Source organism: Mycolicibacterium iranicum (genome assembly GCF_002101705.1).
Taxonomy (GTDB): domain Bacteria; phylum Actinomycetota; class Actinomycetes; order Mycobacteriales; family Mycobacteriaceae; genus Mycobacterium; species Mycobacterium iranicum.
In genome coordinates this window covers 119945-139846 of sequence record NZ_LQPC01000002.1, presented here as the reverse complement: position 1 = coordinate 139846, position 19902 = coordinate 119945, and the positions used below count along the sequence as shown (strand labels likewise).

The following is a 19902-nucleotide window of genomic DNA, read 5'->3' as shown; positions in this document are numbered from 1 at the left end:
TCAGCCGTCGATGCCGCGGCGCACTCATCACACGCCGCGCTCCACCGGCAACCGCCCGCTGTCGACGGCCGCCACCATCGCAGCGTGGTCGGCCTCGGTCTGGTCGGCGTAGCGCCGCGCAAAGACGCAGAGGGCGTCGTCGACACGTTCCGATCGGCCCATGTAGCCGGCGATCATCGAGGCGCCGCTCGTCCTGGCGTGCCCTTTGGCGAGCAACTGGCCGACGACGCTCGTGTAGTCGATCAACGCGGTGCCGTGCATCGCGTCGAGCGGGATGGTCCCTTTCATATTGCGGAACTGCCGCACGTAGAACTGCAGACCGTTGACGGTGGTCCATCCCAGCAGAGGGTCGCTCACTGTCTGCAGCGCCTGCTGATACTCGACCACGCGCTGACCCTGGTGGGCGTGCCACGCGGATTCGCCGTGGACGTGGCGCGCCAGCACCGAGCGGCGGGCCTGCTTGAGTTGCAGGAACACGACATCCTCGGGCGAAGAACCTTCTAGCAGAGCGACATACGCGCGCAGGCCCACGCTGCCGACGCCGACCACTTTGTGCGCGACATCGAGCAGCGTGTATCCGCCCAGGACACGGCGCCAATGAGAGGACAGCGTAGGCAGATAGTCGTCCAGCGCCTCGGCGAGTGCCTCTGCCTCATGGTCGGGCAGCCGGGTGATCAGCGGAGGCTCCTCCACGATCCTGCGCACGCCGTCGACCTCCTTGGTGAAGCGGGGCAGCGCACGGTCGCTCGTGCGGTGGCGAGCCCTCGCGGCCGACCGTCGCACCTCGTCGGCCAAAGCGCCGGCTGTCTCCCCGGCGAGGCGGTCGACGTCGAGCCGCGTGAACGATCGGGAGAACAACGGCTCGTCGGCGAGCCTGCGCACCTCGATCCGGTAGGACGAGACGCAGGAGCGCACAGCCGCAGCGCAATCGTCCTCGGAGGCGCCGTTGTGGCGCCCGGCGACCCAGATGCTGGCCACCAACCGGCGCAGATCCCACTCCCAGCCGCCCGGGTGCGCCTCGTCGAAGTCGTTGAGATCGATGACGAGGTCGCGCTCCGGGGATGCGTAGAAGCCGAAGTTGCCCAGGTGCGAGTCGCCGCACACGACCGGCATGATGCCTGTCGCCGGCAGCCGCGCCACGTCGTCGGCCATGACGACGGCGGTGCCGCGGAGAAACCCGTAGGGCGAGGCGACCATTCGTCCAACCCGCACCGGGATCAGCCGCTCTAGCCTGCCGCGGTGATTGGTCTCGATCAGACTGATCGGGTCCGGCCGGTCGGCCGGCGGCGTCCACTCGGCCAGCGTCTTGCGGGGCACTCGTTTGCGAAGGCTCTTTCCGAGTGCGTACCGCTCGGCGCGGGTCACCGGACGCTGCCGCAGCGAGTGGTAGGCCCCGGTGTCGGTCTCGGCGAGCACGGTGTGCCTGGTCGGTTCGGGACCGGTCGCGACGCTCATCGCCTCCATGTTGCGCCCGTTCGCGGGAGTGCGCGACAGCTTGAGATAACGAGTTCGACGCAAATTCGGCCGCGCATGATGAGGTTTGGAGCACGCAGAAGTCAGACCGATGACGATTGGAGCCCTATGAGCAGAACCAACCTGTCGATGTCAATCTCGACAGACGGATACGTCGCGGGACCTCACCAGAGCGAGGAGCACCCGCTCGGGATCGGCGGCGAAGCGTTGCACCGGTGGCACCTCGGACCCGATGCGGAGCATCCGGTCAACCGGCAGGTCGTATCGGAGATGTTGGACGGTATGAAGGCAACGATCATGGGCCGCAACATGTTCGGGCCCATCCGCGGTGAGTGGGACTCGGACTGGCGGGGATGGTGGGGCAACGAGCCGCCCTACCACTGCCCGGTGTTCGTGCTCACCCACTACAAGCGCGCCCCGATCGAGCTGAAAGGCGGCACCACCTTCTTCTTCGTCACCGATGGAATCGAGTCCGCGTACAAGCAGGCGGTCGCCGTGGCCGAGGGAGGTCCGATCTCCATCGCTGGCGGAGCGTCCTGCGCCCGGCAGGCCATCGCGGCGGGGATCGTCGACGAGATCGACCTTCAGGTGAGCGCGGCAATCCTCGGATCCGGTGAGCGCCTGTTCGAGGGCTTCTCACCGGGCACGCCCAACCTTGAACTCGTGCGTGTCCTCGACGCGCCCGGCGTCGCGCACCTGCGCTACCGCGTCCTCCGCTGAAGCAGAAGTGGGCCAGGTCTGTCGAGATCCGGCGCGCCGCGTCGAACGGCTACTCCCCCTGCGGGCATTCGATCGGAGGGCTTTTGATAGGCGCATCGACGGGAGAGACAAGAACCGTCAGGTGAGGTTGAGCGCCTGTCTTCAACCAGGGCAGCAGATCCGAAAGCACGTCTTCGCCGATGGTGATGCAGCCCCATGTCCTCGACCCGTCGTCGCAGTGCAGGAAGATGGCGCATCCCCAGCCTGGACGGTTCGTGGGGTTGTGATCGACCAGCACGGCAAGGTTGTAAGCGTCCTGGTCCAGGGATTCGGTTTCGAGGTCGTCGTTGTCGTCGTGCGGATCTTTTGCCGCGCTGAAGTGATGGTTGTAGCTCGATGGCGGGTCCAGCGGCTCACATCCCGCGATTTCACGCTGCCGCCATTTCCAACCGGTGTCCCAATAGTCGTGTGGGCCGGCGGTGAAGTAATTGCCGAACGAGATGTCGGGCCGGTCCTTGCGGCCGAATGTCTGGCCGAGCGGAAACGAACCGAGCGGTGATTTCCCGGTGTCGTCGTTGGCGGGGCCGACACCGTTCCAGCCGACCACAGCGTCGACGGTATCCCCGTATTGCAGCCATTCGCGGTCCTTCTTTGTGGAGTCGCTGTCGCGATACCAGACTGCCAATTTCGCCGGGGGCCGTTTGTCATCGTCTTGGGTGCCGTCGGGCCATTCGGGATCGTAAGCGTCTGCCGTGACAACGACGACCTGCCAGCATTCATCCGGCACCAACCCCACGAGTGTCATAGGGGCGAAGTGTACGGACGTCTAATGGGCCCGAGGGCATTGAACGACGCCTGGCGCGTCGAAATGTCATGTGGGGCATCGGCATCGAGAACGAATCACCGATCATTCCGCCCTGCCGCGCACTCGCCGACGGGACACGACCGTTTACCGCCCCACCAGTCCACGGACTTCTCGAGCGGCCTGGGAAACGTGTCACCGGTCAGGGGGCGAGGCAGATAGCACCGAGGTCGTTGCGCTCCAGCCCTGATATGAGTCGCGGGTCGTCTTGACTGACGTACACCGTCTTCACATCACCGCACTGCACTTTCACCTGATCCGACGCAGACGGTGGTTCAACCGTTACGTTATAGAGCGGCACCACGATCAGATACGTGACCACAACCATCCCGAGCGAGACGACGTACTTTCTGCCCTTCGGCAGCGCGAGAAACCAGCGCACGAAAGCGTTTCCCCAATCCTTCATTCTCCCCATGCGGTCGAGGGTAGAAGGCCGGGTGGAAGGTCACCACGCCAGCTCAAAGGGAAGAAGGTCAGGGACTGTGTCCCTGACCTTCTTCTTTCCGGTGGAGCTGCCGGGAATTGAACCCGGGTCCTACGGCATTCCCTCGAGGCTTCTCCGTGCGCAGTTCGCTATGCCTCTACTCGGATCTCCTGATCACGCGAACAAGTCAGGATGACGATCCCAGTCGCTGTTTGGTGTCCCGAGGAGTCCCGCGACCGAACTCCTCGGTTGATCCCTCTAGATGACGCCAGGGTCCGGGTCGAGGGCTCTCCCGGTCTGACGGACTAGCTATCGCTTAGGCAGCGAGGGCGTAGTCGCGCTGATTGGAATCGGCGCTTAATTGGTTACAACGACGCTTACGGTGGTCAGTTGTCTGCACCGGCACGCTTCCCTTGATTCGATGCGCGAAGTCGAAACCGTTCAGCCCCTTGTCTGTGAAACTTCGCCACACCCGCCGACCTTCGGCGGACACTCCATACTACCGGCCGTATCAACACGAGCCAGCGAATATTTAGTCCCGATTGGACGGCCCGTTCGCCAGCTGCGGCGCATGCTCACGTAAACCGTCACGCCACTCAGCGCTGAGCTCGGCCATCGGCACCGGCCTGCCGAAGAGATGGCCCTGGGCGTACTGGCATCCCGCCGCATGGACGGTGTCGGCCTGCAACCGGGTCTCGATGCCTTCGGCCACGACGTCCAGACCGAGATCGCTGCACAGCCTGACCACCGACCGATAGAGGGCAAGATCGCGACCGGCGTCGGAACCGACAGCCAGGCTGCGGTCGAGCTTCACAATCTGCACCGGCAGTGCGTGCAGGTAGGTCAACGAGTTGTAGCCGGCGCCGAAATCGTCCAATGCGAGACGCACCCCGATCTCGTTGAACCGCTGAATCTGCGCAGCCGCGTCATCGAGGTCGACGATCGGCAGAGTCTCCGTGATCTCCAGCACGAGGCGGTGCGGATCCATCGCGCAATGGCTCAGTGTGTGCCGCACCTGCTCCTCGAAGCCGAGGTTGCCGAGCCGCGCGGCGCCCACGTTGACGTGGATGTTCACCTCGCCGAGTCCCGCGTCCGCGACTTCGCGACACGCGAGGTCCAGTACGAGTGCGTCGAGTGTGGCACCCAGACCCGCTGATTCGGCGACTGCCACAAAGGTTTCGGGAGGGATGAGAATCCCGTTGGGCGCCGTCCACCGGGCCAGCGCTTCGACGGCTACCAACGTTTCATCGGGCAGTCGCACAACAGGCTGGTACGCCAGGCTGAAGCCTTCGGGCACCCCGCCGCGGGCTTCACGCAGCGCAGCGGGAAACTCGGCGCGCACACCGGCCGTCGGCTGGTAGACCACCGCGGTGTTCTTGCCGATTCGTTTGCCCGCGTACATCGAGATGTCGGCCTGTCGCAGGAGGTCGTCCGAGGTCTGCGTGGCTCCTCCGTCTCCGGACCTGACCAGGCCCATGCTGGCGCGAACGCGCACCGACGATCCGTGGACCGGGAAGGGCTCACGCAGGGCCACTCGAAGCCGATCCGCAACCACCTCGGGCACGCTGTGTTCACCGACGATGAGGATGGCGAATTCATCACCTCCGATGCGGGCCAGCGTGTCGCGGGAGCTGAGACTGCGCATCAACCGCTCCCCCACTGCCCGCAACAACTCGTCGCCCGCGGCGTGTCCAAACCGGTCGTTGACTTCTTTGAAGTCGTCGAGGTCGACGAAGATCAGCACGAACTCTCCGCGCTGCATCGCCTCGTCGAGGCGCTGCGCGAACAGCAGTCTGTTCGGGAGCCCGGTCAGCGAATCGTGGAACACCTGGTGGGCGAGGCCGCGCTGAGCGTCATAGAGACGGACGGTCAACATCCGCTGCGCTCCCATCGCGGCGATCTGCCTCACCGCGACCAAGAACACCATCACAAGGGTTGTCGAGACCACATAGGTGTCGAGTAAATGCCCGTTCAGGACGTGATAGGACAGCAGGATCGAGATCCCGAGAAATCCGGTGTAGGGCAAGATCAACTGCGCCCAGTCCATCGGTCGAATACGGTTTGCGGGCTCCGCCCGCTCTGCTCTGTCCCGCATCGCCAGCGCGATGAATAGAGGTCCGAGGACCACGCCGATGCCGCCCCAGGTCTGGGCATAGGGCGCGCCGATGGAGTCGAAGTACGCGACGACCCGGTCGGACGCCACGATCACCACGAAACCGCAGGCCAATTGCAGGTAATTGGATCGGTAAGGACGATCGGCCGAATACATCATCCCGACCACTGCGGCGAAGACGACCAGGATCAGCTGGCCCACCGCGTAGGCCGTCTCCACTGCCGGGACACCGGACTGCGGCCACGAGGCCATCGAAAAAGCTCCGAAATGGCCGATGATCACCAACAGCGCGAAGGACGCAGCGGCAACGCCCCCGTCGAGCACTGTGATGAGCGCCGTATGACGCAGCGAGCTGTCCACGGATACTTGGATCCCGCGTGCCGCGACGGCGAGCACCACCACCGACGCGATGGCAAGAGATAGGAACAGCCAGTAGAGAACGACCCATGTCAGAGGGGTTACGCCGCTGCTGCGGTTCCACCATGCGATCTCACCCAACGTCAGACAGGCGACGGCTCCGACAGCCAGCAACCGCCACACCCGCGCGCTCCCGCGCACCCCGCGCGCGACGATCAGCCCGTAGACGATCGCCACCGCGGCGGTGCAAACCTGCAGAATCCTGTCGAACCTGGAGGCCGCGTCGTCACCCCAGAACGCAAGCGCATTCACCATCACCAGCACCGTTGCTGTGATGAGAAGAGCAATGCGACCGCGGTACCCGTTGACGGCGACACCCCCTGTCCCGCGCGCGGACAACACCAGTCGGTTGCCCTCAAACGAGCGCCGCTTAACCTGCCGCGATCATCACGACGGCAGCAAGCGCCAGCGCCATGCCAACCGACTGCCAGCGAGTCACTCGTTCGCGCAGCACCGCAATCGCCAACACGACCGTCGCCGCAGGATAGAGCGCCACCAGCACACCGGCTAGCGACAATAATGACGACTGCAGGGCCATTAGCGTGGCGATATTGGCAACCGAATCGAGCACACCGGCGAATAACGCCAAACGTAGCGGCACACCGCGTTCAAAAACCAGGTTCGCTGTCGCCAACGCGGCGACGAACACGATGGCGGTGGCTGCGATTCGACCGAAGACCAGGGGCCAAAGGTTCGCTTCGGGCGGGACCTGGTCGAGGACGACGAAATTCATCCCGAAGGCGACTCCGGACCCAACGGTCAGCAGCGCCACCCGGGGTGTGAAGCGATGCGGCCGGAGATCTTCGTCGGTAGTGTCCCGGCTGACCAGCACGATCGCCACCAGCGCCAGTACGACGCCGACCGCGGGCCAAGCACCCGGTCGTTCCCCCATCGCGAGACCTACGGCGACGGGTATGCCCGCGACCAATACCGCAGTCAGCGGAGACACCACCGAGATGGGTCCCTCACCCAGCGCCGCATAGAACCACCACACGCCGAACGCTTGAGCTATCCCGGCGAGCAAGCCCCACAGCACCGCCTGGGTGCTGAGCTGCCCGCCGGCCACCGAAGACACGACCGTCAGCAGTATCAGCGCCAGCGGATAGGACACGATCACCACTCGCAGGGCGGCGACCCGGCGTGAGGCGATTCCCCCGACGAAGTCGCTGACGCCGTAGCCCAGCGCCGCGATGAGGGCGCTGAGGATGCCCGTCAGGAGGGCATGCCCTTGACGCGCCGGCCGAGTTCGCGAGTGACCTCACGTGCTGCGTCGCGACGGGCCATGTCCTGGCGCTTGTCGTGGGCCTGCTTACCGCGGGCCAGTGCCAGCTCGACCTTCACCTTGCCGCCGGTGAAGTACAGCGACAGCGGAACCAGCGTGAGATTGCCGTCGCGGATCTTGCCGACCAGGTTGTCGATCTCCTTGCGATGCAACAACAGCTTGCGGTTTCGGCGCGGTGCGTGATTGGTCCAGGTGCCGTGGTGATACTCGGGGATGTGCAGGTTGCGTAACCAGATCTCCCCATCGTCGACGGTGGCGAACGCATCGGCGAGCGACGCCGTACCCTCACGCAGGCTCTTCACCTCGGTGCCGACCAGCGCCACACCGGCCTCGTAGGTCTCCAGGATCGAATAGTTGTGCCGAGCCTTGCGATTGGACGCCACCACCTGGTTGTTGCTGTCCTTGCTGGGCTTGGCTTTCTTGGACACCGCTACCTTCGTACGTAGAGCCGCAGCGTGACGTAGGCCGTGACACCGGACATCGCCAAGCCGAGGAACAACATCCACGGCGCGCTGTAATAGAGAACGTCAGCGTAGTCGACCTTGGCAATCAAATTCGCCTGATAAAACTGGTCGAGCGCGTTCTCCAGGAACAACGCTCGCACGAGAATCAATCCCCCGATGGCGATCAGCACGCCGATCAACGCGGCGAGCATCGCCTCAAGCAGGAACGGCAGCTGTGTGTACCAGCGGGTGGCACCAACCAGTCGCATGATGCCTATCTCGGTGCGGCGGGTGTACGCCGCGACTTGAACCATGTTGGCGATCAACAGAACTGCGCCTATCGCCTGCACGAGCGCCACCGCGAAGGCCGCGTTGCTGATGCCGTCGAGGACGGCGAAGAGTCTGTCGATCAGATCTTTCTGGTTCAGCACGCTCTGCACACCAGGCTGGCCGATCATCGCCTCGTCGAAGTTCTGGTGCTGTTCGGGATCGTTGAGCTTGACCACGAACGACGCAGGGAACGCGTCTTTGCCCGCGACATCCTTGTACTGCGGGAACTTCCGAATCGCGTCTTCGTAGGCCTCGTCGCGGTTGAGGAACCGCACGGAACGGACGTCGTCACGATCCTCGATGGTCTGCCGCAACGCCTTACACGGGTCGTTGTCGCACGTCGGGTCGTTGTCGGCCACGTCGCCGGTGAGGAAGACCTGGCTCTCCACACGGTCCAGATAGATAGCGCGCGACTGATCAGCCAACCGCACCACCAGCAGGCCGCCCCCGAACAGGCCTATCGAAATGGCGGTGGTGAGGATCATTGCGACCGTCATGGTCACGTTGCGACGAAGCCCCGTGAGGACCTCGTTGATGAGAAATCCGAAGCGCACTTAGCGATCCATTCCGTAGACGCCGCGCTGTTCGTCGCGAATCAGCCGGCCGAGTTCGAGTTCGACGACGCGCTGGCGCATCGAGTCGACGATGTGGTGGTCGTGAGTGGCCATCACCACCGTCGTGCCCGTCCGGTTGATGCGCTCGAGCAGGTCCATGATGTCCTTGCTGGTTTCGGGATCCAGGTTTCCGGTGGGCTCGTCGGCCAGCAGCACAAGCGGCCGGTTCACGAACGCGCGGGCGATCGCGACGCGCTGCTGCTCACCGCCGGACAGCTCGGCGGGCAACCGGTTCGCCTTGCCCGACAGACCGACCATCTCGAGGACATCGGGCACCACACGATTGATGGTGTCGGCCCGCTTGCCGATCACTTCGAGCGCGAACGCGACGTTCTCGAACACCGTCTTCTGCTGGAGCAGCCGAAAGTCCTGGAACACGCAGCCGATGACCTGACGCAAACCTGGGATGTGCCGGCCGGACAGTTTGTTGACGTGGAACTTGGAGACCCGGATGTCACCCGACGACGGGTTCTCCTCGGCCAGCAGCAGACGCATGAACGTCGACTTGCCGGAACCCGACGGCCCGATGAGGAAGACGAACTCACCCTTGTCGATCTTGACCGAGACGTTGTCGAGCGCCGGACGGGCGGACGACTTGTACTGCTTTGACACACGGTCGAGGGTGATCATCACGGCACGCCAGTGTAGCGGGGTCGCTTGTCGTTACCTTGGCACTAGGGCTGCGGCGGCGTCGTCGTCGGTGTCGCTTCCGGTGGCGCGACCGTGGTCGGCGGGACGATCGGTGGCGCCTGAGTGAACGTCTCGGGGCGTTGCGGTCCCGGCCCGTCGGGGTCGATGACGGTCGTCGACGGACCGAACGGAACCACCGGCCCGACGGGGGTGCTCGACGTCGTCTCCGGTGCCGTCGTCGACGTGGTCGTCTCCGGCGTCGTGGTGGTCGTCGTCGTGGTGGTGCGCGGCGTGGTGGTCGTGAATTCGGGCTCACGGGTCTGGACGTTGGTGCGCGGCACCCACGTGTAGTTCGGGTCGGGCACGAAGCCCGGCGGCACCACCTGCTGGCCGGGATCCACGGTGGTGGCAGGCGGGGCGGGTTGATAGTTCTGGTTCACCCAGAACAGCGCCACGAACGCGAGCAACAGGCCTGCCGTGGACGTCCGCATGCGCCCGCCGAAGATGTAATGGGGCCAGTTGCGGCCCTCTCCCTCTCGTCTCCTCAAGGTGAACTTCACTTCTCCGGGTCCGTCCGTGCGGTGCTCTTGTCGGCGTCGGATCTCGCGGGATGCGGGATGGCTGCGACGACCGGCGGGGCCACTTCGCCGGGTGCGACGATCCCCGCGATGCGCAGAGCCCGGATCACAAGAATGCGCATTCGCCTGCCCACTTCGAACTGCTTGCCCGGCAGCGTGCGCGCCACCATCCGCAGGGTCACCGTGTCCAATTCGATGCTTTCCACGCCCATCAACTGGGGGGCATCGAGAAGAAGATCGTGCAGCTGCGGATCGTCGGTGGCCTTGTTCGCCACCTCGTGCAGCACGTCGTTGACCCGGTTGAGATCAGCCGATGCGGGAACCGGGATGTCGATGACCGCACGGGCCCAGTCCTTGGACAGATTGACCGTCTTCACGATCTGACCGTTGGGAATGGTGAACATCTCGCCCTCGGACGACCGAAGCTTCGTCACGCGCAGCGTCACGTCTTCGACGGTGCCCTCGGCGGGTAGGGCGATACCGGAGACGGTGAGCGCGACGAGGTCGCCGAAGCCGTACTGCTTCTCGGTGATGATGAAGAACCCCGACAGCAAGTCCTGGACGAGTCGCTGGGCACCGAAACCGAGCGCGGCACCGATCACGGCGGCGGGAGCGACGAGTGAGCCGATGGGTATCGCCAGGACGTCGGTGATCTGCACGGCGACCATTACGAAAAGCAGGCCGACCGACACGTAGGAGATCACCGACGCCACCGCCTGGCGGTGTTTGGCGCTCTCCGAGCGCACCAGTTGGTCGCTTTCCTGGTATTCGGCGTCGATGCGACGCACGACACGCTGCGCCGTCCAGTTGATGAACCGCGCGGCCAGCAATGCGCCGATCAGCAGCAGCGCGATGCGGACACCGCGGTCGAGAATCCACACGCCGATGTCGCCCCGCCAGAAGCCGTGCCATCGGGACGCGAAATCGAATGCAAGAAGCGTGCTGTTCAAGGGCTAGTCGTCGCTGTCGTCTTTTTGGTTGCGCCACCTGATCCCTGCTTCGAGGAATCCGTCGATGTCGCCGTCGAGCACCGCGGCGGGATTGCCCACCTCGTACTCGGTGCGCAGATCCTTCACCATTTGATAGGGGTGTAGGACGTAGGACCGCATCTGGTTGCCCCAGGAGCTGCCGCCGTCACCTTTGAGGGCGTCCATCTCGGCGCGCTCCTCCAAGCGCTTGCGCTCCAACAGCTTCGCCTGCAGAACGCGCATCGCCGACACCTTGTTCTGCAGCTGAGACTTCTCGTTCTGGCAGGTGACCACGATTCCGGTCGGAATGTGGGTGAGCCGCACCGCCGAGTCGGTCGTGTTCACCGATTGTCCGCCCGGGCCGCTGGACCGGTAGACGTCGACGCGGACGTCGCCCTCGGGGATCTCGATGTGGTCGGTGGTTTCCACCACGGGTAGCACCTCGACGTCGGCGAACGAGGTCTGGCGCCGGCTCTGGTTGTCGAACGGGCTGATCCGCACCAGCCGGTGGGTGCCCTGCTCCACGGACAGGTTGCCGTAGGCGTAGGGCGCGTGGACGGCGAAGGTGGCGCTCTTGATCCCGGCTTCTTCGGCATAGGAGGTGTCGAAGATCTCGACGGGATAGTCGTGCTTCTCGGCCCAGCGGACGTACATCCGCATCAACATCTCGGCCCAGTCGGCGGCGTCGACGCCGCCCGCACCGGAACGAATGTTGACCAGTGCTTCCCGCTCGTCGTATTCGCCCGACAGCAGTGTGCGGACCTCCATCGCCTCGATGTCCTCGCGGAGCTTCGCGAGCTCGGCGTCGGCCTCGGCGAGTTCGTCTTCCCCACCCTCCTCGGCGGCGAGTTCGTAGAGCACGGGCAGGTCGTCGACGCGGCTGCGCAATTCCTCGACACGCCGCAACTCGTTCTGCGCGTGCGACAGGTCGCTGGTGACCTTCTGTGCGTGCGCCTGGTCGTCCCACAGTTTCGGATCGGATGCCTGCTGCTCGAGCTGCGTGATCTTCTCGCGAAGCCCATCGATGTCGACGACACGCTCCACTGTGGTCAGCGTGGCGTCGAGAGCGGCGATGTCGGCTTGGCGGTCGGGATCCACGGGGATTCAGGTTACCTACTCCGCCGACAACGCCGGACTGTCGACCACACCGACTGATTTCGCATCGACCTCTCCGAATGCCGTCGATGACGTTCGTCGCGTTCTAGAGTCGGGGCCAGAACCTCGTCCGGCCGCGACGCGACAGCCCCTTGCGCGCACCGGGCACGTGACAGAAAGCGTCAAACATGCCCGCTTTGCGGCCGTACTACGTGGCCATCGTCGGCTCTGGACCTTCGGGATACTTTGCCGCCGCCTCCCTTCTCAAGGCAGGCGGCCCGGACGCCGAGCGCGACGTCCGGATCGACATGCTGGAGATGTTGCCGACGCCGTGGGGCCTGGTGCGGTCGGGAGTGGCTCCCGACCACCCCAAGATCAAGTCGATCAGCGCCCAGTTCGACAAGATTTCGGGTGACCCGCGTTTTCGGTTCTTCGGCAACCTCGTGGTCGGGGACCATGTGCACCCGTCCGAGCTCGCCGAGCGCTACGACGCTGTCATCTATGCGATCGGCGCCCAGTCCGACCGGTCGCTCGGCATCCCCGGTGAGGACCTGCCGGGCAGCGTCGCCGCTGTGGACTTCGTCGGCTGGTACAACGCCCACCCGCACTTCGAGGAGATGGCGCCCGACGTCTCAGGTGGCAGGGCGGTTGTCGTCGGCAACGGCAACGTCGCCATCGACGTAGCACGCATACTCGTCAGCGATCCCGACATTCTCGGTGAGACCGACATCGCCGACCACGCCCTGCAGTCGCTGCATGCCCGCGGCGTCGAAGAGGTACTCATCATCGGTCGGCGCGGCCCGCTGCAGGCACCCTTCACAACGCTCGAACTGCGGGAACTCGGCGACCTCGAAGCGCTTGGAGATGTCGATGTGATCGTCGATCCCGAAGACCTGGCCGATATCACCGAGGAAGACCTTGAAACCGCGGGTAAGACGGTGCGCAACAACATCAAGGTGTTGCGGGGATACGCCGACACCGCACCCAAGGGCGCCAAGCGCCGCATCGTCTTCCGATTCCGCACCTCGCCGATCGAGATCAAAGGCGACTCCCGTGTCGAGTCGATCGTGCTTGGCCGCAACGAGCTGATCAGTGGCCCCGACGGGAGGGTGTCGGCCAAGGACACCGGTGAGCGCGAGGAGGTTCCCGCACAGCTCGTCGTCCGCGCGGTCGGCTACCGCGGGCTGCCGACTCCGGGATTGCCATTCGACGAACGCGCGGGCACGATCCCGCACGTCGACGGGAAGATCGAGGGCAGCCGCAACGAATACGTCGTCGGTTGGATCAAGCGCGGGCCGACGGGCGTCATCGGCAGCAACAAGAAGGATTCGGCGGATACCGTCGAGACTCTGCTGGCCGATCTCGCTACCGCCGAGCTGGCCGACCTCGGGTCGGATCAACCCGACACGGTGCAGGGTTGGCTGCTCGAGCGCCAGCCCAAGCTCGTGACGAACGACCACTGGAAACTGATCGACGAACACGAGCGCACTGCGGGTCAAGGGTCGGGCCGACCTCGCGTGAAGCTGACCAGTGTGGCCGAACTGCTACGAATCGGGCACGGCTGACGTTGCTAGCTGTAGGGCTGCTGGTCCGGCGGCGGCGGCGTCGGCTCCGGCCGTGAGCCGAACGCCCATTTCTCCGGATTGCCGGGTGAATACATGACGGGGATCAGCTGACCCATCGTCGGCCATTGGTTCACGTCGACGGTCAATCGCGTGTACACGGTGTACTCGTTGACGGTCGGACCGTTGATGACACCGGTGATGGTGACGAACTGCTCACCGGTAACCCCCTCGGGCCTGGGGCTCACCCCGGTGACAAGCAAGGTCCCCTGCAGCCAATCGCTTCCTGCACCGCGCTTGCGCATTATGCGAGGCCCGATCAAAAGGACGAACGCACCGAGGATGAGAAGGATGAGCGCGATTTCGACCACACCGACATGGTAGGACGACACCTATGGGTACCTCCGTAGACGACCTTGACCTCGCGCTGCAGCTGGCCGACGAAGCGGACGCACTGACCATGCAGCGGTTCGGCGCGGTCGATCTGCGCGTCGAGACGAAGCCGGACATGACACCGGCGACCGACGCCGACCTGGACACCGAGAAGTTGCTTCGCGCAGGGTTGGCGCGACACCGGCCCGATGACTCGGTATTCGGCGAGGAGTTCGGCGGGACCAAAGAGTTCACCGGCAGGCAGTGGGTGGTCGACCCGATAGACGGCACGAAGAACTTCGTCCGCGGGGTGCCGGTGTGGTCGACGCTGATCGCCCTGCTGGCCGACGGTGTTCCGGTCGTGGGTGTGGTCAGCGCGCCGGCGCTTGGCCGCCGCTGGTGGGCCGCCGAGGGGCAGGGTGCCTTCACGTCGTTCGGCGGCTCCACGCGCCGCATTTCGGTGTCCGGAGTCGCTGACCTCGACTCGGCGAGCCTGTCGTTCTCCGATCTGACTACTGGCTGGGACGATCTGCGTGCCCGATTCGTCGAACTGCTCGACAGCGTCTGGCGGGTGCGCGGTTACGGCGACTTCTGGTCGTACTGTCTGGTCGCTGAAGGCGCGGTCGACGCCGCTGTCGAACCGGAGGTGAAGCTGTGGGACCTCGCGCCGCTGGACATCCTCGTGCGGGAGGCGGGCGGCCGGTTCACCGACCTTGCCGGGCAGCCTGGCCCGCACGGCGGAAGTGCGTTGGCCACCAACGGATTGCTGCACGACACGGTGCTGTCCGCGTTGCGGTGAGCCGCCCAGTCGCGGGAGTTGCCGGGGGCGGCTTTCGATGGCCGCATCACCTCGGAACCTGACCGTCGCGGCTAGCCGGTCGCGACCGCCGGGGCACCCACGCGCGACCGGTGGACGTGCTGGAGGAAGAGCCCGATCGCGCGGACTGCGGCGCCGGTCCGCGTGCCGTCGGTGAGGTCGAATCCGTGGCCGGCGCCGGGCAGTTCGACGTAGCCGACAGGACTGTTCGACGCGGCGCGCAGCCTCGCGACGAAAGTGCGCGCCTCTGCGACGGGAATGATGACGTCACTGTCGCCGTGCAATATCAGGAATGGCGGAGCCGCCGGGTGCACCCGCGCCAGCGGCGACGCGGTGCGGAAGAGGTCGGGTTTCCGGGATTGTTCGCGTTTGACCACCACCCGCTCGAGGAAGTCCATGAACCGCGCACGCTCGGGCGTCGACCGATCCTCCCAGTCGTACCGGCCGTACACACTGACCACCGCATCGACCGAGGTGTCGGCAGATGCCGGAAGATCGGCCTCCCAGTGCGGGTCGCCGGGAGTCAACCCGACGAGGGACGCCATGTGACCTCCTGCCGAGCATCCGGCGACGGCGACGAATTCGCGATCCCCGCCGAAGTCGTGCACGTTATTGCGGGCCCACGCGATCGCGGCTTTGACGTCAACGATCTGGCGGGGCCAGCGATGTCTGGGACTGGTGCGGTACTGAACGGACAGACACACCCAACCCATTTCCACGAGGTGAGCCATCAGTTCGTGGCCCTGCAGGATGCGGCTGCCGAAAACCCATGCTCCGCCTGGGATGAAGACCAGCACAGGCGCGGGGCCGACGAGATCTGCGCGACGCCACACATCGAGCAGCTGACCGGGCTCCTCGCCGTAGGGCACCGACGCACGGTAGACGCCGCGGCGACGGCCGGACGCGTTGCGCCACGGCGCCCCGGTATTCGAGACGGGCCACGGGTCTGCCAGTGTTTCCGCGGCGACGACCCCGCCCATTCCGGCGGTCATCACGTCGCCGAGACCATCGAGGTGCGCCCGGCGCTGCGCGGAAGCCGTTGGGCCGACGCGCGTCCTCGCCGAAGATACGAAGTCGGGCAGGTAGCGGATCCCCCATACGCCCAGGGCCGCGATGCCCGCGAACGGTTCGATATGCCGGCCGACGACCGGCAGCGCCGACGTCACGGCGCCCGCCGCGACGAGATAGTCATCGAAACGCGCCCGCGCCACCCACCTCGCATGGGCCCGAAGCGTCCGCGTGACCTGTGGGCACCCCACCGCAAACTTCATCGCAGAAGAATAGGTCCGCATTGCCACCTGCAAACCGATTTCGCCGGATCCGTAAGAAGTCAATCTCATTGCCGCACATCGTGTCCACGCGCTCACACCACCGGTCGGTGGCGCCGTTCAGCTAAGATCTCGTCACCAGCCGCTTTGTGAATTGTCTTACAGATTCGCGGAACTTACCGACGAGTCAGTTGGCATACCTTACTCTGGAGTCAGTTGCGGTGAAGACAGCTTCGGCGTTTACGAGGAAGGCGACATGACCAACACCATTCCCTCCAAACGGAACGGCCAGGAGAGCGCCGTCGGCGTCCACAAGCACCAGCGCACGGCCATCGACGTCGGGATCGCCCTTCTCACTCCACTCGTGGGTCAGGAGTTCCTGGACAAGTACAACCTGCGCGACCCGTTCAACCGAGGCCTGAAGTACGGCGTGAAGCAGGCGTTCTCAGCAGCGGGTGCGACGACGCGGCAGTTCAAGCGGATCCAGGGGCTCGGCAAGCCCGCGACCAGGTTGGAGGGCCCACAGCCCGGGAAGAATTCGGACTATTTCGACCTGACCCCCGACGACGACCAGAAGATGATCGTCGCCACGGTCGAGGAGTTCGCCGAGGAGATCCTGCGGCCCAAGGCCCACGACGCCGACGAGGCGGCGGCCTACCCGCCCGACCTCATTGCGAAGGCCACCGAGCTCGGCATCACGGCCATCAACATCCCCGAGGAATTCGACGGCATCGCCGAGCACCGAAGCACCGTCACCAACGCACTCGTCGCAGAGGCGCTTGCGTACGGCGACATGGGCCTCGCCTTGCCGATCCTGGCCCCCGGCGGCGTGGCCGCGGCACTGACGCACTGGGGAAGTGCCGATCAGCAGGCGACCTACCTCAAGGAGTTCGCAGGCGAGAACGTGCCACAGGCGTGCCTGGCCATCGCCGAGCCGCATCCGCTGTTCGACCCCACCGCGTTGAAGACGACGGCCGTGCGCACCCCCAGCGGCTACCGCCTCGACGGGGTTAAGTCGCTGGTGCCTGCGGCCGCCGACGCCGAATTGTTCATCATCGCCGCCCAACTCGAGGGCAGGCCCGCGCTGTTCATCGTCGAAGCCTCCACCGCCGGGCTGACCGTGACGGCCGAGCCCAGCATGGGCATCCGCGCCGCGGCACTGGGACGAGTGGAGCTGAACAAGGTGACCGTGCCCGTGAGCGCACGGCTGGGCGAGGACGGCGCGACGGCCGCCGACTACGCCCGGGACTACTCAGAGGCAATCGCGCTGTCCCGGCTGGGCTGGGCGGCTCTTGCGGTCGGCACCTCGCATGCGGTGCTCGACTACGTCATCCCCTACATCAAGGAACGCACGGCATTCGGTGAGCCGATCGCGCACCGCCAGTCGGTGGCTTTCATGACGGCGAACATCGCGATCGAACTCGACGGACTGCGTCTCATCACGTGGCGGGGCGCCGCGCGCGCAGAGCAGGGTCTGTCGTTTGCACGCGAAGCCGCACTGGCCAAGAAGCTCGGCACCGACAAGGGCATGCAGATCGGCCTCGACGGCGTCCAGCTCCTGGGCGGGCACGGATACACCAAGGAACACCCGGTCGAACGCTGGTACCGCGATCTGCGGGCCATCGGCGTCGCCGAGGGTGTCGTCGTTCTCTAACCGCAGCATCCTCTAGAAAGGCGTATCGAACATGGCGATCAATCTGGAAATGCCGAAGAAGCTGCAGGCGGTCATCGAGAAGGGCCACCAGGGTGCTGCCGAAATGCTGCGGCCGATTTCGCGCAAGTACGACCTTCGGGAACACGACTACCCCGTCGAACTGGACACGCTGGCAACGCTGTTCGAGGGCATCTCGGAAGCCAAGACGATCTCGTTCGCAGGCACCGAGGCGTTCACTCGCGACGGCGATGGGCCGAAGGGAAACGTCAACGGCGCCAACATGTCTGCGCTGCTGAACGCGCTGGAGGTCAGCTGGGGCGACGTCGCCTTGCTGCTGTCGGTCCCCTATCAGGGGCTGGGCAACGCGGCGATCTCCAGCGTGGCCACCCCCGAGCAGCTGGAACGGTTGGGCAAGGTGTGGGCCGCCATGGCGATCACCGAACCCGGCTTCGGGTCGGACTCTGCGGCGGTGACGACGACCGCTGTGCTCGACGGCGACGAGTACGTGATCAACGGCGAAAAGATCTATGTGACCGCGGGCTCGCGGGCCACTCACATCGTGGTGTGGGCGACGCTGGACAAGACGAAGGGCCGTGCGGCGATCAAGTCGTTCATCGTGCCGCGCGACCATCCCGGCGTGACCGTGGAGCGACTGGAGAACAAGCTCGGCATCAAGGCCTCCGACACCGCCGCGATCCGCTTCGACAATGCGCGCATTCCGAAGGACAACCTGTTGGGCAGCCCGGAGATTCAGGTGGAGAAGGGCTTCGCCGGAGTCATGGAGACATTCGACGCCACCAGACCGGTGGTAGCGGCCATGGCGGTCGGGGGGGCGGGAGCCGCGCTGGAGGAGTTGCGCAAGATCCTCACCGACGCGGGCATCGACATCTCCTATGACAAGCCCGCGCACGCACAGAGCGCGGCGGCTGCGGAGTTCCTGCGGATGGAGGCCGACTGGGAGGCGGGATACCTGCTGACCGTGCGATCGGCATGGCAGGCCGACAACAAGATCCCCAACTCCAAGGAAGCCTCGATGGGCAAGGCGAAGGCAGCCCGAGTGGGCAGCGACATCACCTTGAAGGCTGTCGAAATGGCCGGCACCACAGGGTATTCGGAGCAGACGCTGCTGGAGAAGTGGGCCCGCGACTCGAAGATCCTCGACATCTTTGAAGGCACCCAGCAAATCCAGCAGCTCGTGGTCGCACGACGCCTGCTCGGCCTGTCCTCCGCCGAATTGAAGTAGGACCGCGTCAGAACCCGTCGTGGACGACTACGCGAGTGCGGCCGGTGACGCCGCCGCCGATGATCGTGCCGAGCACGTCGGCGACTTCGCGCACCGGCACGTCTCTGGTGATGCGCGCCAAATGCTGTGGCAGCAGCTCTGATTCCAGCTGCGCCCACACTGCCCGGCGCTTGTCGATCGGCAGGAGCACCGAGTCGATACCTGCCAGGGTCACCCCGCGCAGGATGAACGGCATCACCGTCGCGGGCAGATCGGGAGATCCGGCAAGGCCGGAGATTGCCGCCACACCACCGTATTTCATGGTGCTCAGCGCGTAGGCGAGGGTTTTTCCGCCGACACAGTCGACGACGGCGGCCCAGTGCGCCTTGCCGAGGGGGCGCACCTTCTCGTCGGGACCTGGCACGCGATCGATGACTTCTGCGGCGCCGAGATCACGCAACAGTTGATGGGTGTCGGCCTTGCCGGTGGAGGCGACCACTTCGTAGCCCAGGCCAGCGAGCAAGTCGACGCTGATGCTGCCGACGCCACCGGTGGCGCCCGTGACAAGCACGGGCCCGTCCGACGGACTGATCCCGTGGGCGCGAATTGCATTGACACTCATGGCCGCAGTGAAGCCTGCGGTTCCGATCGCCGCGGCGTCGGCGGTGCTCAAGCCGGCGAGCTTCACCAGGTAATCGGCGGGATATCGCGCGGTCTGCGAATAGCCCCCGTGCCGACCCGTGCCGATGTCCTGGCCGTGGGCGATAACGCGGTCGCCGACGGCGAATTCCGGCGAGCTGCTGGCAGTCACCGTCCCGACGACGTCGATGCCGGGGATCAGCGGATAGGAGCGGGCCACTCCCCCTTTCGGGGTGATGGCCAGAGCGTCCTTGTAGTTGACGCTGGAGAACTCGACGTGGATCTTTACGTCCCCCTCGGGCAGGAAGGACTCGTCGACCACCTCGGGGCGCACAACGATTCCGCCTTCGGCGTCCTCGTGGGCCACCATCGCGTTGATTTCGGTCATGACGGCCACAGTAACCGCGCGTTTCCGGGAACGAAGAAGCCCCCGACCGAGT

The 19902-nt window shown here is 65.3% G+C and carries 19 protein-coding genes and 1 other RNA gene; 5 read left to right on the top strand and 15 right to left on the bottom strand.

What is annotated here, in order from left to right:
- Window positions 1–27 precede the first annotated feature (27 nt).
- Window positions 28–1464, bottom strand: coding sequence for a DUF2252 domain-containing protein (locus AWC12_RS00620; RefSeq protein WP_085171647.1), 1437 nt, complete (start codon window positions 1462–1464; stop codon window positions 28–30).
- Between the two features lie 117 nt (window positions 1465–1581).
- Between AWC12_RS00620 and AWC12_RS00615 the strand changes: the two genes are divergently transcribed.
- Window positions 1582–2193 (top strand): dihydrofolate reductase family protein, encoded by a 612-nt coding sequence (locus AWC12_RS00615; RefSeq protein ID WP_085171644.1) that lies wholly within the window; start codon window positions 1582–1584, stop codon window positions 2191–2193.
- A gap of 49 nt (window positions 2194–2242) precedes the next feature.
- Here the strand turns inward: AWC12_RS00615 and AWC12_RS00610 are convergent, their stop codons facing one another.
- The 11 genes from AWC12_RS00610 to prfB all read right to left on the bottom strand — a co-directional run bounded on the left by AWC12_RS00610 (window position 2243) and on the right by prfB (window position 11931).
- On the bottom strand, window positions 2243–2977 hold the full coding sequence (locus tag AWC12_RS00610; protein ID WP_085171642.1) for a hypothetical protein: 735 nt from the start codon (window positions 2975–2977) through the stop codon (window positions 2243–2245).
- A 199-nt stretch (window positions 2978–3176) separates the two neighbouring features.
- Entirely contained in the window at window positions 3177–3449 is a 273-nt protein-coding gene (locus AWC12_RS00605) for a hypothetical protein (protein ID WP_024449420.1), read from the bottom strand.
- A gap of 89 nt (window positions 3450–3538) precedes the next feature.
- Window positions 3539–3907, bottom strand: a transfer-messenger RNA (tmRNA) gene (gene ssrA / locus AWC12_RS00600).
- Window positions 3908–3990: 83 nt separating this feature from the next.
- Window positions 3991–6243 carry a putative bifunctional diguanylate cyclase/phosphodiesterase gene (locus tag AWC12_RS00595; protein ID WP_085171745.1) on the bottom strand — a complete coding sequence of 751 codons (2253 nt, stop codon included), beginning with the start codon at window positions 6241–6243 and terminating at the stop codon, window positions 3991–3993.
- Between the two features lie 115 nt (window positions 6244–6358).
- Window positions 6359–7204 (bottom strand): DMT family transporter, encoded by an 846-nt coding sequence (locus AWC12_RS00590; protein WP_110808532.1) that lies wholly within the window; start codon window positions 7202–7204, stop codon window positions 6359–6361.
- Window positions 7201–7698: an SsrA-binding protein SmpB gene (gene smpB / locus AWC12_RS00585; protein ID WP_024444309.1), complete on the bottom strand. Its 498-nt coding sequence runs from the start codon at window positions 7696–7698 to the stop codon at window positions 7201–7203. Before smpB ends, AWC12_RS00590 begins: the two co-directional genes overlap by 4 nt.
- Window positions 7699–7700: 2 nt before the next feature.
- The gene (gene ftsX / locus AWC12_RS00580; RefSeq protein ID WP_024444308.1) at window positions 7701–8597 is read right to left on the bottom strand and encodes a permease-like cell division protein FtsX; all 897 of its coding nucleotides are present in this window, start codon (window positions 8595–8597) and stop codon (window positions 7701–7703) included.
- Window positions 8598–9287 (bottom strand): cell division ATP-binding protein FtsE, encoded by a 690-nt coding sequence (gene ftsE / locus AWC12_RS00575; protein ID WP_024444307.1) that lies wholly within the window; start codon window positions 9285–9287, stop codon window positions 8598–8600.
- Between the two features lie 44 nt (window positions 9288–9331).
- The gene (locus AWC12_RS00570) at window positions 9332–9778 is read right to left on the bottom strand and encodes an Rv3103c family proline-rich protein (RefSeq protein WP_234813780.1); all 447 of its coding nucleotides are present in this window, start codon (window positions 9776–9778) and stop codon (window positions 9332–9334) included.
- Window positions 9779–9843: 65 nt separating this feature from the next.
- Window positions 9844–10815, bottom strand: a complete 972-nt coding sequence (locus AWC12_RS00565; protein WP_085171634.1) for a mechanosensitive ion channel family protein — start codon at window positions 10813–10815, stop codon at window positions 9844–9846.
- A 3-nt stretch (window positions 10816–10818) separates the two neighbouring features.
- A complete protein-coding gene (prfB, locus tag AWC12_RS00560) occupies window positions 10819–11931 on the bottom strand; it encodes a peptide chain release factor 2 (RefSeq protein WP_024444304.1) in 1113 nt (370 codons plus the stop codon).
- A gap of 185 nt (window positions 11932–12116) precedes the next feature.
- Here prfB and AWC12_RS00555 point away from each other — a divergent pair, with 185 nt between their 5' ends.
- The gene (locus AWC12_RS00555) at window positions 12117–13493 is read left to right on the top strand and encodes an FAD-dependent oxidoreductase (protein ID WP_024444303.1); all 1377 of its coding nucleotides are present in this window, start codon (window positions 12117–12119) and stop codon (window positions 13491–13493) included.
- 5 nt (window positions 13494–13498) lie between these two features.
- Here AWC12_RS00555 and AWC12_RS00550 read toward each other — a convergent pair whose 3' ends face one another.
- A complete protein-coding gene (locus AWC12_RS00550; RefSeq protein WP_024444302.1) occupies window positions 13499–13861 on the bottom strand; it encodes a hypothetical protein in 363 nt (120 codons plus the stop codon).
- A gap of 23 nt (window positions 13862–13884) precedes the next feature.
- On the opposite strand from AWC12_RS00550, the gene hisN reads away from it, so the two are divergent.
- Window positions 13885–14661, top strand: a complete 777-nt coding sequence (gene hisN, locus AWC12_RS00545; RefSeq protein WP_085171631.1) for a histidinol-phosphatase — start codon at window positions 13885–13887, stop codon at window positions 14659–14661.
- 71 nt (window positions 14662–14732) lie between these two features.
- On the opposite strand, the gene AWC12_RS00540 is transcribed toward hisN, so the two are convergent.
- Complete coding sequence (locus AWC12_RS00540) at window positions 14733–15950, bottom strand: alpha/beta hydrolase (RefSeq protein WP_085171628.1); 1218 nt, start codon at window positions 15948–15950, stop codon at window positions 14733–14735.
- A 253-nt stretch (window positions 15951–16203) separates the two neighbouring features.
- Here AWC12_RS00540 and AWC12_RS00535 point away from each other — a divergent pair, with 253 nt between their 5' ends.
- The gene (locus tag AWC12_RS00535; RefSeq protein ID WP_024444299.1) at window positions 16204–17601 is read left to right on the top strand and encodes an acyl-CoA dehydrogenase family protein; all 1398 of its coding nucleotides are present in this window, start codon (window positions 16204–16206) and stop codon (window positions 17599–17601) included.
- A gap of 31 nt (window positions 17602–17632) precedes the next feature.
- Entirely contained in the window at window positions 17633–18844 is a 1212-nt protein-coding gene (locus AWC12_RS00530) for an acyl-CoA dehydrogenase family protein (RefSeq protein ID WP_085171626.1), read from the top strand.
- A gap of 7 nt (window positions 18845–18851) precedes the next feature.
- Here the strand turns inward: AWC12_RS00530 and AWC12_RS00525 are convergent, their stop codons facing one another.
- Window positions 18852–19850 (bottom strand): MDR family oxidoreductase, encoded by a 999-nt coding sequence (locus AWC12_RS00525; protein ID WP_085171743.1) that lies wholly within the window; start codon window positions 19848–19850, stop codon window positions 18852–18854.
- Window positions 19851–19902 lie beyond the last annotated feature (52 nt).

Excerpts from the sequence above, each read along its gene's own strand:
- AWC12_RS00620 (WP_085171647.1), bottom strand. The coding sequence starts at position 1,464 with ATGGAGGCGATGAGCGTCGCGACCGGTCCCGAACCGACCAGGCACACC.
- AWC12_RS00615 (WP_085171644.1), top strand. The coding sequence starts at position 1,582 with ATGAGCAGAACCAACCTGTCGATGTCAATCTCGACAGACGGATACGTC.
- AWC12_RS00610 (WP_085171642.1), bottom strand. The coding sequence starts at position 2,977 with ATGACACTCGTGGGGTTGGTGCCGGATGAATGCTGGCAGGTCGTCGTT.
- AWC12_RS00605 (WP_024449420.1), bottom strand. The coding sequence starts at position 3,449 with ATGGGGAGAATGAAGGATTGGGGAAACGCTTTCGTGCGCTGGTTTCTC.
- AWC12_RS00595 (WP_085171745.1), bottom strand. The coding sequence starts at position 6,243 with ATGGTGAATGCGCTTGCGTTCTGGGGTGACGACGCGGCCTCCAGGTTC.
- ftsE (WP_024444307.1), bottom strand. The coding sequence starts at position 9,287 with ATGATCACCCTCGACCGTGTGTCAAAGCAGTACAAGTCGTCCGCCCGT.
- AWC12_RS00570 (WP_234813780.1), bottom strand. The coding sequence starts at position 9,778 with ATGCGGACGTCCACGGCAGGCCTGTTGCTCGCGTTCGTGGCGCTGTTC.
- AWC12_RS00555 (WP_024444303.1), top strand. The coding sequence starts at position 12,117 with ATGCCCGCTTTGCGGCCGTACTACGTGGCCATCGTCGGCTCTGGACCT.
- hisN (WP_085171631.1), top strand. The coding sequence starts at position 13,885 with ATGGGTACCTCCGTAGACGACCTTGACCTCGCGCTGCAGCTGGCCGAC.
- AWC12_RS00540 (WP_085171628.1), bottom strand. The coding sequence starts at position 15,950 with ATGAAGTTTGCGGTGGGGTGCCCACAGGTCACGCGGACGCTTCGGGCC.
- AWC12_RS00535 (WP_024444299.1), top strand. The coding sequence starts at position 16,204 with ATGACCAACACCATTCCCTCCAAACGGAACGGCCAGGAGAGCGCCGTC.
- AWC12_RS00530 (WP_085171626.1), top strand. The coding sequence starts at position 17,633 with ATGGCGATCAATCTGGAAATGCCGAAGAAGCTGCAGGCGGTCATCGAG.
- AWC12_RS00525 (WP_085171743.1), bottom strand. The coding sequence starts at position 19,850 with ATGACCGAAATCAACGCGATGGTGGCCCACGAGGACGCCGAAGGCGGA.